Genomic DNA, 14,395 nt, shown 5'->3' on the forward strand with positions numbered 1-14,395 from the left:
GTTGCGCAGCGTCGCCCCTTCAACCGGGCACCGCAGCCCTGCAAAGGTGCGGCGCCCTCCATGAGGCATGATCCAGATAGCACTCATCTAGCAGGAAGGGCGGCAACATCCGTGGGGGTCCTACTGCCGACGATTCAAGCCAACCACTTGCGCGAAGGCCTCACCGACTACCTCGCGACCACCTTCGCCCTCACCGACCCGGATGCGCAGGGCGCGCTGTCGGACTTCGTCGGCCACCCTGACACCGGCATGTTCAAAGGCCCCTACGTGCGTCTGCGTCTGCCGTATGCGCCCGCCGGCGGCAACTGGAGGATGCACCTGGACTGGTGGCCGACGGGGTTCACCCCCTACGGCCACCAGGCCGCCGCCTTCGAGCGGTTGTCATCGAAGTTTCACGCGCGTCCGCAGCCCACCCTCGTCACCACCGGCACCGGCTCCGGTAAAACAGAGGCGTTCCTGTATCCGATCCTCGATCACGTCCTACGCGCCAAGGCTGCCGGCGTCACCGGGATGAAGGCGCTCATCCTCTACCCGATGAACGCCCTGGCCAACGACCAAGCCGAACGCCTCGCCCGGCTCATCACCGAGCATTCAGAGCTGTCCGGTGTCACCGCGGGCCTCTACACCGGTGAGCAGTCCACCGGTGGGCGCACCAAGGTCACCGATGAGGGTCTGATCACCGATCGCTCCCTGATGCATTCGGCACCGCCAGACATCCTGCTCACCAACTACAAGATGCTCGACCACCTGCTGCTGCACCCCGACCGCGCCGACATCTGGCGCCTGTCCGCCGACTCGCTGCAGTACGTGGTCCTCGACGAGTTCCACACCTACGACGGCGCCCAAGGCACCGACGTTGCCATGCTGCTGCGCCGCCTCGGCCTCACCCTCAAGGCCCACTGGACCGACGCCTCGCCCGTCACTGACGCCGACCGCACCCGCCCCCTCGGCCGCATCACCCCCGTCGCCACCTCTGCCACCCTCGGCTCCAAAGCCGAACCCACAGCGATGCTGGGCTTCGCCCACACCGTCTTCGGCGAAGCCTTCGACGCCGACGCGGTGATCGGCGAAACCCGGGTGACCGCCGACGCCTGGCTCGCCGACCGCGACCCCGCCCTCGGCCGGGATTACCAGCCCGCACCTCTGATCGTCACCGAGTCCGTCGACCGCCTCGACGCCGTTGCCGCCGCCTCCCCCACCAACAGTGCGCTCGCCGCTGCGGTGCTCGCCGAATTGTTCGAGCGGGCCGGGGTTTTCGAGCGCACCGAACTGTTCGAGACCACCGACCACCTCGACGCCGACCGGCGCCTGACCCCCGCCGACCTGCGTCGCCTCGACGCCGCCGAACAACTGCACCTGCTCAAAACTCATTCGCTGCTGGCAAAGGTCCTCGCCCACGCCGTCGACGCGATCTCGCTGGCCGACCTCGCCGACGCCGTCTTCGACACCCCGACATCCCCGCGCGAGCGGCCCCGCATCCACCACGCTCAGCAGCGTTTCCTCGACTATCTGTTCGCCGCGCTCTCACACCTGCGTGCCGAGGTCGGGCGCGCCGCACTGAATGTCGATGTGCACCTGTGGATCCGAGAACTGTCCCGGATCGACAGGGCCGTCACCGCCGTCACCGCCTACCGGTGGTCCGACGACGGCATCCACGACGACGCCGACGTGATGCACCTGCCCGCACTGTACTGCCGGCACTGCGGGCGCTCCGGATGGGGTGCCCGCCTGGCGCCCACCGGCCACACCCTGGATGTGACCGACGAATCCATCCGCGCCGACCACGCCGCCGGCACCTCCCGCTTCCGCGCCCTCATCTCAGCACCCGCCGAAGCCCTGCTCACCGCCACCCGCGCCGAACAGGTGGAGGGCCTGCGATGGTTCCGCATCGACGACCGCGAAATCGTCGACACCCCACCCGATCCCGACAGCGCAGAACAACTCGAAGGCAAAGTGCTGCCGGTCCTCGTCCTGACCGGCGATGCCGTGGAGGAAGCCTCCCAGAACGACATGTGCCCGGCGTGCGGTGCCGCCGACGGCATCCGCTTCCTCGGCAGCGCAGTCGCCACCCAACTCTCGGTGACCCTCTCGAACCTGTTCGGCGACGCCCGCCTCGACGCCGACGAGAAGAAGACGCTGATGTTCACCGACAGCGTGCAGGACGCCGCGCACCGCGCCGGCTTCGTCCAGGCCCGCTCCCACACCCTGAGCCTGCGCTCCACTCTCCGCAGCGCCATCGGCGACCAGGCGCTCACCCTGCCGGAACTGTGCGAGAGAGTCATCGCCCGCGCCGGCGACGACCCGGCCCGCCGCTACCATCTGCTGGCCCCCGACATCGTCGACCACGATGGATTCACCCCGTTCTGGAAACCGGATACCTCCACCGCGGCCCGGAAGAAGGCCGCGGGCAAGGTGCTGCGTCGCCTGCAGTTCGACATCGACATGGAGTTCGGGCTGCAATCACGGCTCGGCCGCACCCTCGAACTCACCGGCAGCGCCGTCGCCGAAGTCGACCTCGGCGGCGCCGAACGTCCCGCCCGCCTCGGTCGCGCCGCCCTCAACGCCGCCGAACACCAGCTCGCCCTCACCGCACCCGACTCCGCGGCCATCACCCGCTGGGTGCGCGGCACCGTCGAACGCGTCCGCACCCGCGGCGCCATCCACCATCCGTGGCTGCGCACCTACGTCGAACGTGACGCCAACCGCCGCTGGGTGTGGGGTGCTCGCCCCAAAGGCGAAGGCATGCCCGCCTTCCCGAAGGGCCGCCCCGCCGCCGCCTTCCCCGCCGTCGGATCCCGCTCGGTCCCCGAAGGATTCGACGCCATCACCGCCGTCTCGTCCTGGTATGCGCGGTGGGCCTCCCAATGTCTGGACGTCTCGCCCTACGACGGCAGTTTCCTGGCCCGCTCCCTGTTCTCGGTCCTGGCCGAACAACGCGTCCTGTCCGCAGTGCTCACCGAGAGCGGACTGACCGCCTACGGGCTGCCCGCGGCCGCCATCACCGTCACCGCCCCCACCGACGACGATCTCGCCGCCGGTCGGCACCTGCTGGTGTGCGCGGTGTGCCAGACGCCCACCCCCGGCAGCGTCACCGCCGTCGACCAACTCGACGGCGCCCCCTGCCTACTGGTCCGCTGCCCCGGCACCCTCGTCCGCGCCGCCAAGGGGCAGAACTTCTACCGTCGGCTCTACGACGGTTCGGAGATGAAACGCGTCGTCGCCCGAGAGCACACCTCGCTGCTCCCGACGCAGACCCGCCTCGGCTATGAGACCGCATTCAAACGCGGCGGCGCCGACCCGCAGGCCCCCAACGTCCTGGTCGCCACACCGACCCTGGAGATGGGCATCGACATCGGCGATCTGTCGACGGTGATGCTCGGCTCGCTGCCCCGCACCGTCTCCTCGTATCTGCAGCGCGTCGGCCGCGCCGGGCGCCTGACCGGCAACTCGCTGGCTCTGGCGTTCGTCCGCGGCCGCGGCGAGCACCTGCCCAAACTGTACGATCCCACCTCGGTGATCCAGGGCGAGGTCCGCCCGCCCGCCACCTTCCTCACCGCCGAGGAGATCCTGCAACGCCAGTACATCGCGCACATCATCGACCGCCTGGCCCGCGACCCGGGCACCGTCGCCCCCCGCGGTGCCCGCGCCGTCCTCGGCAGCTTCGACCCCGGCAGTTGGATGGCAGCCCTGCTGACCGCCGTCAGCACCGACGCCGACGCCCTGGTCGACGGATTCCTCGCCCAGTTCGACGATGTCCTCGACGCGCACACCCGAGACTCCCTGCGCGCCTGGGCCACTCCCGGCGACGACGGTGCCCCCAGCCCCCTCGCCTCGGATCTGCAGGAGGCGGTGCACCGCTGGAACCGGGACCTCACCGAGCTCACCGCGCGACGTGACACCGTCCAAGCCGAGATGCCCGAATTCGAACGACGGGCGGCATCGCCGGCGGCTACCGACGACGACCTGCGCGATCTACGGACCGCGAAGGGTTCGCTGCGGCTGCTCGGCGGCCAGATCCACGACCTCACCGACGACTACTGGATCTCCGTCCTCGAACGCTACGGTGTGCTGCCCAACTACACGCTGCTCGACGATTCGGTGACCCTCGACGTCGGCGTCACCTGGATCGACCCGGACACCAGCCAGTACATGGGTGAGGCCACCAGCTATCAGCGCGGCTCGCGCGTCGCACTCACCGAACTGGCGCCCGGTGCCACCTTCTACGCGCAGGGGCTGGCCGCCCGGATCGACGCCGTCGACCTCGGGGCCGGCGAGTCGAACATCCAGACCTGGCGGCTGTGCCCGCAATGCGGGTGGGCGGGCATCACCCTGGCGGGGGAACAGCCACCGACCATCACCACGTGCCCGCGCTGCGGGACCGGCGCCATCGCCGACGTCAGCCAGCAGTTGCCGGTGGTGGAGATGGCGCGGGTGTCCGCGGAGGTGCGTCGCGACGAGGCGTCCATTACCGATTCTCGCGACGAGCGGCACAAGGAGTCGTTCACCGTCATCACCGCCGCCGACATCGACCCGGTCAACGTCGGCCGGTCCTGGCATGTCGGCGACCTCGAATTCGGTGCCGAGTATCTGCGCCGCCTGGATGTGCGCTGGCTCAATATGGGGCGGCGCACCTCCCAGGGTGCCACCCGCACCGTCGCCGGGCAGGAGACCGCCACCGGACTGTTCCGGGTGTGCTCGGCGTGCGGGCAGCTCGACAAGTCCGCCGGCCGCAACTCGCGCTATGAGCATCGCAGTTGGTGTCGGCACCGCAATGCCGCCACCGAGCACGTTCGGGAGATCGCGCTGGCCCGCACCCTCCGCACTCAGGGGGTGCTGCTGCATCTGCCGAAGGCGTTGGAGTACGACCAGTTCGCCCATCCCAGCCTGTCCGCGGCGATCCTGCTGGGATTGCGGCAGGTGATCGGCGGTTCCCCCGAACACCTCGACGTCGCGACCATCACCGATGCTCTGCGGTCCCCCGACCAGCGGGCACTGCTGATCCACGACACTGTGCCCGGCGGCACCGGGTATCTCGCCGAGTTCGCCGACCCCGCGAAGGTGTGGGCGGTCCTGGCCGCGGCACGCACCGTGGTCCGCGACTGTGACTGCGCCGACTACGACCGGCTGGCCTGCCACAAGTGCCTGCTGCCGTTCGCGCCGCCGCACGAGCTCGACAAGGTGTCGCGCCAGACGGCGCTGCGGGTACTCGACCAGTTGCTCGGCGTCGACGACGGCGCCGAACCCGATGCCGCCCGGTGGCTCGACGCCGTCACCGCCGAGGCCCCCGCCGCTCGGGTCGGCAGTGAGGAGTCGCCGCTGGAGAAGGAGTTCTACGTCGCCTTCGTCGACCGGCTGCGCACCATGGGCGCCACCGTGAAGGAGTCTCCGGGCACCTACGGGCCGTCGGCGACGATCGTGCTGCCGGGCAAGAAGATTCGCACTTGGAAGCTCACTCCGCAGGTGCATGTGGCCAACTCGAAACCCGACTTCGAACTCGCGACCAACGATCCCGACGTGCCGCGGATCGCGATCTTCGCCGACGGCCGCAGGTATCACGCCGTCCCCGGCTGCAATCGTGTCGCCGACGACGCCGCCAAACGCGCGATTCTCCGCGGCAGCGGGCATCTGGTGTGGTCGTTCGGGCATGAGGATCTGCAACGGTTCATCACCGGTGAGTCGGTGGTGCCGTCGTGGTTCACCGAGAAGGGGGCGGCGAATGCGATGAAGGTCGGCGGTCTGCGGCCGGCGATCGTCCGACAGCTCACCGCCGACCCGATCACCGTGCTGCTGGCGTTCATCACCGATCCCGACCATTCGGCGTGGCAGGCGGTGGGCCGATCGTTGCCGATGATGTTCGTGCGACCCGACAACCGCGGCCCCGGTGATGCCGACGCCCTGGCGACCTCCGCACTCGGCCTCCTCGACGGCGAGGCAGCAGAGTTCGGTGTAGGCACCGACATGTGCTGGTGGTCCACCGACGGTCCCCTCGCCGTCACCGCCGCCATGCGCCCCGGAACCCGGACGCTCACCGCGGTTCTCGCCGTCGACGATCGCGACGAGAACCTCGAGATTCTCGACGGCCACGCCTGGAAGGAGTGGCTGCGGCTGTCGAACTGGTTCGGGCTCAGCGACGATTCCCGCATCACCACTCGCAGCCTCCTGACAGCCGACGGCAGCGGCCCGGCCGCCAAACCCAAGGCCGACCTCAGTTCGGAGTGGCAGGCCGTCTACGACTCCACCGTCTCCGACGAGGAGAAGCAGTTGGTCATCGCACTCGCCGCCGCCGAGCTGCCGGTGCCGACCCTCGGCTATGAGACCGACGACGGCGACGTCCTCGACTTCGCGTGGAGCGATCACAGACTCGGCGTGGTCCTCGACCCCGACGACAGCATCACCCATACGATGTCGGAGGCGGGGTGGACACTGTGTCCACCGAGCATTGATCAGATCGCGACCGCGTTGAAGAATGGAGCCACCCGGGCATGAAGGGCAGTATCAGCAGAATAGTCGAGCTCTTCGACGGAAGCAGCAAGCATCTCCTGATTCCGGTCTACCAGCGCAACTACGACTGGAAAATCAAGCATTGTGCCCGCCTGTTCGACGACCTCGTCGACATCATCCGTCAAGACCGCGAGACGCACTTCTTCGGCGCGATCGTCGGCCACCCCGAGACCTCGTTCACCTATGTGGTCATCGACGGCCAGCAACGGCTAACCACCACCAGTCTACTGATGCTGGCGTTGGTCCATTGCCTCGACGACGGCACAATCAGGTCGAAAGACCCTAATCTGGCGTCCGACATCCGCGAAAGCTACTTGGTTCTCAAGAGCAAGAACGACGCCGTCAAGTTCAAACTGAAGCCCGTCAAAAACGACAACGACGCGTACAGCCGCCTCCTGCGCGGCGATACCCCGATCGAATCATCCACGATCACCGCGAACTATCGCTACTTCCGCGAGCGGATTTCGCAGGGAGAGTTAGATGGCGACCAGATCTGGGAGGCCATCTTCCGACTGCAGGTGATGGCACTGGACTTGGAGAAACAGGACGACCCCCAGCGAATCTTCGAGAGCATCAACTCGACCGGACTCGAGCTCAGCGAGGCCGACAAGATCCGCAACGTGGCGCTGATGCACCAGCCGAGCCACGAGCAGGAGGACCTGTACGAGAACTACTGGAACCGCATCGAGACCGCTGTCGAATACCGTACCGACTGGTTCATCCGCTTCTACCTCGTATCGAAGACCGGCAAGACGCCGCGCCAGGATGCGGTGTACGAGGCTTTCCGCAACTTCCAGAACAGCTCGACCGCAACCACCCGCGAGCTGTTGTCCGAGATGCGCGACTATGCCGAGTACAGCCGCGAGCTGAACACCGCATCAACCGGTATCACACAGGCCGATCGGCGCCTGCGCCGTCTCAACATGATCAAGCATGATGTGACGCTGCCGCTCACCATGCCACTGCTCGGAGAAGTGAAGGCAGGGACGGTATCACCTGCCGATTTCACTGCAGTCATCGAGATCCTCGACGCCTACCTGTTCCGCCGATTCGTGTGCAGTGTTCCCACCAATGCGCTCAATAAGATCTTCGCCACGCTCTACTCCGAGATCCACCGCCTCCGCGGAGCCGATGACAGGTTTTCCGACGTTCTCATCTATTCGCTTCGCCGACGGGGAACGTCCGGAAGGTTTCCCGCAGACGATGAATTCACCGAAGCCTTCACCACCCGCGACCTCTACCACATCAAGGGCGAGAACCGAGCCTACCTGTTCGAGTGCCTCGAGAACAATTACTCTAACGACACTCATGACATTGCGACTGCACTCGAGAATCAGTCGATCAGCATTGAGCACATCATGCCCCAGACCCTGAGCTCGGCATGGCGGCAGGATCTCGGCGACGACGCCGAAGAGGTCCATGCGCTCTGGCGGAACCGTATCGGCAATCTGACCGTTACCGGCTACAACTCCAGCTACTCCAACGACCGATTCGCGGACAAGAAGAAGCGCGACAACGGATTCGACGAATCGCCTTACCGACTCAACGCGTTGCTCAAAGAAGTCGACCAATGGACGGCCGCAGAGATGGAGACTCGCACCCAAACATTGACCTCCGTTGCTGTTGGATATTGGGCTCTGCCGTCGACCACGTTCGAACCTCACATCCCGCCGATGCCGTCGGTTCCGATGGGCGATGACGAATCCTTCACCAATCAGACCATCGCTGCGTTCGACTTCGGTGACATCCACCAGACCGTCAGCAGTTGGAAGGATGCCCTCGTGCAGGTGCTCCGAGCGTTGGTCGATGAGCATCGCGAGGAGATCTTCGCCTATACCGCCGACGTAAACGACATGACACTGATCGGCGACTCATCTGACGTCCCCGCCGGGCAGTCGTTGATCGTTCCCGGGCTAACCGTCCAGTCCTCGACCTCGACGCACACCAAGCTGACCGTACTACGCAAGCTGTTCGACCACCTCGAGATCAGCACCGACGACCTCCTGTTCACCCTGCGCAATACAGACTCCGGCACGCCGGAATCATTGGAAAGCGAACCCTCCCCGTATGCAGAGCTGACCAAGTTCACCCCAGAGCTCGAACAGCTCACGTCCCCTGCCGTGACTGAGGAGGAGACTCGTCAGGTGCGCGCCGACTTCGCTGGCGCATTGACCGCGTTCAGTCTTCCCGACCCGAAGATCACGTTGCCGGGGCACACACTGCCCGATGTGGAGGCTCCCGATTTCACTGGTTCGGCCTCTCACGAGGAAGTACTCGCTGCTCTTCGACTAATGACGGAACTCGAATCGATGCTGCCTGGCCAGTTTCATCGACTGATCGTCTCCGGAGTCATCTGTCGTTGGCTCGCTGTACTGTCCGTGAACGGAGCTCGGTAATGGCAAACCTCGTCCTCGCGTCCAACAGCAAGTCGATGCCGAAACTCGACGGCTCCATCCGAGCCAAGGTGTGGGCGTTCATCGAGAAACTCAGTGCCGATCACACGGCCCCCGGACTGCACATCGAGCCGCTCAAGAGCGCCGTCGACAAACGGGTGCGCACCGGTCGGGTTGATCTGCAGTATCGCGCGATCCTGTTCAAAGTCAACGACAAGCTCGGCGACGACCCGACGTTCATCTACATGGGCACCTGGCCGCACGACGATGCCAACAAGCTCGCCGAACGCTCCTACCTGCAGGTCAATCCCATCAACGGAGTCCTCGAAGCCGTCATCGGCAAACTCGACGGCAATGACGATCGCAAGAAGCGAGTCGTGCTCCCCGACCACGATGGTGGTCTGGACCGTGCGCTCACCACTGAGACGGCGCCGGGTTACCTCGCCGGGCTCGGGTTCACCCTCGACGATTTCACCGAAAGGCTCGGCATCGATCCGCAGATCGCCGCCGACGCACTCGCAGCCGCCGATGAGAATGCACTGATGGATGTCATCGCGCGGGCAGTGACATGGCAGGCCGATGCCCTGCTCGAACTCGCCACCGGGATCGGCATCGACGAGTTGCGCGCCAAGTACGCACTCATCGACGCCACCACCGACGAGGAGCTCGACGAGGAGCTCGACGAGGATCGAAGGATCCTCAAGGCGCTCGATCAGCCGGCGTCGAAGATGCAGTTCCGTCTCATCGAAGACAACGAGGAACTCCGCCAGGCCATTGAGAGCGACGACTTCGCCGCCTGGCGGGTGTTTCTGCATCCCGAGCAGCGCAAGTACGCCGAGAAGAAGACCTACAATGGCGCGTTCCGGCTGTCCGGCGGGGCCGGTACCGGCAAGACTGTCGTCGCCGTTCACCGGGCGCGCAACCTGGCGCGCGAGAACCCTGATGCGCGAATCATTCTCACCACCTACAACAAGACACTGGCCGAAGCGCTGCACGGCGATCTGTTGGTGCTCGACTCCAAGGTGCCGATCGCAGCGCGTCCGGGCGACCCGGGCGTGTACGTCGGCGGAATCGACGCCCTCGGCTACGCAGTGCTCCGCCAGGCCGACAATCTCACCGAGGCGGCGCAATCAGTTCTCGGATATGCCGGTGTCGACTCGATCAGTTCACGGACGCGGTCGTCCCTGTGGCGTGATCTGCTGGCCGAGGCGTCGACCGATCTCCACCCCAAGCTGGCCACACCGACGTTCTTGGAGAACGAGTATGTCGCCGTCGTGCTCGCCAACCGGGTGACCACACTGGAGCAGTATGTGAAGGTGGCGCGGGCCGGTCGCGGCGTGCGGTTGAGCCGACCGCAGCGGATCGCCGTGTGGAAACTCGTCGACACGTACCGCCGACAGTCGCGGATGGACGGAACCCTCAGCTACGCAGAGGTTCTCGCGTTGGCCGCCGAATCTCTACGGTTGCGGACCGAGGCCGGTGGCGGACATCTAGTCGATCACATCGTCGTCGACGAGGCCCAGGACCTGCACGCCACACACTGGGCCCTGCTGCGCGATCTCGTCGCCGAAGGTGCCAACGACCTGTTCATCGCCGAGGATTCGCACCAGCGCATCTACGGTCAGCCGGTGGTGCTGGGGCGGCTCGGCATCAAGATCGTCGGCCGTTCCAAGCGGTTGACGTTGAACTACCGGACCACCGCCGAGAATCTGCACTTCGCGGTCAGCATCCTGCAGGGCGCCGAGTATCGCGACCTGGAGCAGGGCGATGAGTCGACCGCGGGCTACCGTTCCGCGCGCCGCGGCCCCGTCCCACAGTTGGTGGAATGTGCTTCGGTGGCCGACGAACTCGACACGGTCGCCGCCCAAGCGCAGGCGTGGATCGGCGACGGTGTCACTCCCTCGTCGATCGCGGTGCTCGCCCGTTCGGAAGCCACCCGCGATCAGTTCGTCCGCGCGCTCGGCGAACGCGGTGTGCCGGCGCGGGCCTTGGAGAACAAACCACTCAACGGCGAGCACGTGCGTGTCCTGACCATGCACCGATCCAAAGGCATGGAGTTCTCCCGCGTGGTGTTGGCCGGCATTGACGACACCCACGTCCCCTCGTCTGTGACCCTCAAGTCCGTACCAGAAGAGGAACGCACCGAGGCCCTACTGCGCGAACGGTCGCTGCTGTATGTGGCGGCCAGCCGGGCGCGCGATGAGCTCGTCGTGACGTGGAGTGGGACGAAGTCGGGGTTGCTTGGCAGTCCGATCACCGATCAGGGTTAGCGCATGCGATGTGTCTGCGGCTACTCGCCCCCGCCCGCGCTGGCGTAGCGGACTACCTCGGCGTCATGTCCGACATGCGGATACCGGCCGGCGTCGTCGACGTTGTCGGCTGTCGAGATATCGCTCCGCCACGTCCCCAGCGCATAAATGTAGGAGACGAACCGCCCCGGCAACACAGTTCAGCCCGAGCGTATGGATCACCTGCCGGACGGGTAGATCGACGACAGTCGTCCATCCAGCGTCCCCGACGGCCAGCCCGCGCGGAGACGGTGGGTGCAGTCGTCGAAGATCATCTGGCCGCCGGCCCGCTGAATGACCCCGTCAACGCCACCACCCGCCACGCATTCGGGTGTTCGCAGCGTTCACGGTCACGTCCGCGTCGACGCGGGTGATGTCTCCGGTGATGATCGTCAGGGGGCGGCATCGGTTCGTTTTGGCCTCCCTTCGGCATACGCGCGGTATGCGTCGCTACCGCAACGAGACCGCCGTGATCCGCAAATGAAGTTCCTCCACCCGCGGGCGTCAGACTTCAACGCCTGATAGGCGTGTTCGGCGCTCCGGGCCCGACCGAGTCCGGGCACATCGAAATCGCAGCGATAGAAGTTCGACAGTACAGAAGTACTCGCCCCGGAATCCGGTGATCGCGTCGGTCATCACCACAAGGTCTCATCCCGGTCCGACAACGCCGGACCACTGATGACACCGGGCGGATGGGGCGGGCTGCCAACGCAGGGCTGCTCCCCTCGTCCTCACCGCAGATCATGTGTCGACACGACACACAGATGGTTCGGCCCCGCTCGGTATCTTCCGCAAGGTCTCGTCGCGATCGCTCGACGGCACCGTCGACGGTTCGACCGTACGTCCGCGCCCTCGTCGCGAGCGATCTGTTCGAGACCGAACGCCGATGTCAACGAGGTCGGCGAGACTGTCGACCTCGACCAGCTGGTCGGCGCACACCCGTGAGCAGATGGAACCGACCGTCCGGCAATTCAGGCGAAGGCGAACACGGTCGTCCCGTCCGGTCACCGACCACGACACCTCGACCGCCCCGCGTAGCGTCATCACCTGGCCCGGCAGTGCCGAGTTGGTACTCGTATCAGTTGTCGATTCAAAGAGATAGTCTATAATGCCTTCGCTCAACATCGAGTTCGACGGTGCCGAGCATGCCTAGTGTCGGCAGCCACCTCGCGGGTGATGACCTCGTCGAGGGCGACGCCGTCGTTGAAGCCGATGGTGCCGCACCGGATGTCGAACTTGGCGGCAGGCTGATAGAAGACGATCACGGCGTCGTCCTTGGCGTACGACGGGAAGCCGTACCAGGTCTCGGCCGCCAGGTCGGGGCCCTCCTCGGAGACGATGACGCGCAGTCGTTCGGCGATGGTGCGGTCGGTGCCGGTCAGATCGGCGATCGCCGCCAGGCACGCCTCGTACTCGCGGGCGCGCTTGGCCGCCCCTTTGACGCCCTTCGTCGCCTTCAGCTCCGCGGCACGTTGGGCCATCGCCGCCGCTCCTGCTCCGAGAATCCCACTCCGCTGCTCATCGCCTTCTCCTCACTGTGCCGTGCGCGGGCGAGTCGTTCACCCCTTGCCGAAGGCCCTACGAGCGCACCGCCCCCGACGCTTCTTCATTCCTGATCGATCACCGATTGTTCGGTTCGGCTGCGCTGTCGGCCGAGCAGCACGGCGACGGCGACGGCCGCCGCGAAGGCGACACCGGAGGCGCCGAGCAGTGCGGCGTTGAGCCCCTCGGTGAAGGCAGCACGCGCCGGCTCGATCACCGGGTCCCCGATCTTGGCCGCCGCGGTGAACGACGACCGTGCGGCGTCGGCGACGGCGTCGGGCACCGCGGGCAGATGCAGTTGAGCGCGGTAGACGCCGTTGAGGATGCTGGCGAGGACTGCGATGCCGAGGGCACCGCCGAGTTCGCGGGCCAGGTCGTTGACCGCCGAGGCGACGTTCTGCAGGCGCGGCGGGACCGCGTCGGTGATCGCGGTGGTGGCCGGCGGCATCGCCAGCCCGAGGCCGGCACCGAGCGGGATCAGACCGGCGGCGATCGCCGGGTACGAGCTGGCGGCGTCCAACTGCGAGAGGACGGCCAGGCCGACGCCGAGGGCGAGCAGGCCGAGCGTCCACGGTCCGGGGACGCCGAATCGCTCCGACAGCCACGGGCTCAGCCGCGAGGCGGGCACCATTCCGAAGGGCATCACCAGCAGGCTCACCGCGGCCTGCAGCGCCGAATCGCCGCGCACCAGCTGCAGGTACTGCATGAGCACGAACATGAAGCCGAATAGCGCGAAGAACTGCATGGTCAACGACAAGGCACCGGCGGCGAAGTGTCGGTTGCCGAACAGCCGGGGGTCGAGCAGCGGGTGCTCGCGGGTGAACTCCCAGGTCACGAACCCGGCGATCAACGCCACGCCCGCACCGAGACCGGCGAGGGTGAGGGCGCTGGTCCAGCCGTTGACCGGCGCTTCGATGACCGCGTACACCAGGGCTGCGACGCCGGCGGCGGCCAGGACGGCGCCGACGACGTCGATGCGCGGGGCACCCGGTTCGGCAGATTCCGGCACCAGAACCAGCGCTCCGACGAGCGCGACGGTGACGACCCCGGCGTTGAACCAGAACACCGACGGCCACGACCACCGCTCCAGCAGCAGCCCCGAGGCCAGCATGCCGATGACACCGCTGGCTCCCGCGACCGCCGCCCAGATGCTTACCGCCCGCGACCGCCGCTCGGGCGCGAAGGTGCTGGTGATCGTCGACAGCGTCGCAGGCATTACCAGCGCCGCCCCGAATCCCATCACCGCACGCAGGGCGATCAGCATGTCGGGGCCGGAGGCCAGTGCGGCGCCGACTGCGGCCACCCCGTAGATCGCCAGACCGATGATCAGCGCGCGACGGCGCCCGAACCGGTCGCCGAGCGCTCCGGCGGGCAGCAGCAGCGCGGCGAACACCAGGCTGTAGGCGTCGATGATCCACGACTGCTGCGTCTGGTCGGCGCCGGAGGCGATCGCCATGTCGGGCAGGGCGACGTTCAGCGACGCCATCGCCGAAACCACCACGCCGAGGGCGAGGCTGGTGACGGCCAGAATCGGGCCGGGGCGCACCGTCCGGGCCGGAGCGGGGGCCGCCGCGGCGGCCGTTCGGCCGGTGAGCGGCGGCGGGGTGTGTGCCATGAGTGCAAGGACCTCCTGATCGATTCATCGGACCCGACCACGTTCGCTCGCCACCG

At 66.7% G+C, this 14,395-nt stretch carries 5 protein-coding genes; 3 read left to right on the forward strand and 2 right to left on the reverse strand.

Features of this window, described 5'->3' with window-relative positions:
* The first annotated feature begins 111 nt into the window (after positions 1-111).
* From ACH46_RS13475 to ACH46_RS13485, 3 genes are read left to right on the forward strand one after another with little or no spacing between them, the layout of a single operon-like run.
* Positions 112-6,486: a DEAD/DEAH box helicase gene (locus tag ACH46_RS13475; protein WP_062393382.1), complete on the forward strand. Its 6,375-nt coding sequence runs from the start codon at positions 112-114 to the stop codon at positions 6,484-6,486.
* Positions 6,483-8,897, forward strand: coding sequence for a DUF262 domain-containing protein (locus ACH46_RS13480; RefSeq protein WP_062393383.1), 2,415 nt, complete (start codon positions 6,483-6,485; stop codon positions 8,895-8,897). The genes ACH46_RS13475 and ACH46_RS13480 overlap by 4 nt, the downstream gene beginning before the upstream one ends.
* Positions 8,897-11,164 carry a 3'-5' exonuclease gene (locus ACH46_RS13485; RefSeq protein ID WP_062393384.1) on the forward strand — a complete coding sequence of 756 codons (2,268 nt, stop codon included), beginning with the start codon at positions 8,897-8,899 and terminating at the stop codon, positions 11,162-11,164. Before ACH46_RS13480 ends, ACH46_RS13485 begins: the two co-directional genes overlap by 1 nt.
* 1,136 nt (positions 11,165-12,300) lie before the next feature.
* Here ACH46_RS13485 and ACH46_RS13490 read toward each other — a convergent pair.
* Both ACH46_RS13490 and ACH46_RS13495 read right to left on the reverse strand, forming a co-directional pair.
* Positions 12,301-12,663, reverse strand: a complete 363-nt coding sequence (locus ACH46_RS13490; protein WP_062393385.1) for a hypothetical protein — start codon at positions 12,661-12,663, stop codon at positions 12,301-12,303.
* Positions 12,664-12,788: 125 nt separating this feature from the next.
* Entirely contained in the window at positions 12,789-14,339 is a 1,551-nt protein-coding gene (locus ACH46_RS13495; RefSeq protein ID WP_062393386.1) for an MFS transporter, read from the reverse strand.
* Between the last annotated feature and the right edge of the window lie 56 nt (positions 14,340-14,395).

This window comes from Gordonia phthalatica (genome assembly GCF_001305675.1).
Lineage (GTDB): Bacteria > Actinomycetota > Actinomycetes > Mycobacteriales > Mycobacteriaceae > Gordonia > Gordonia phthalatica.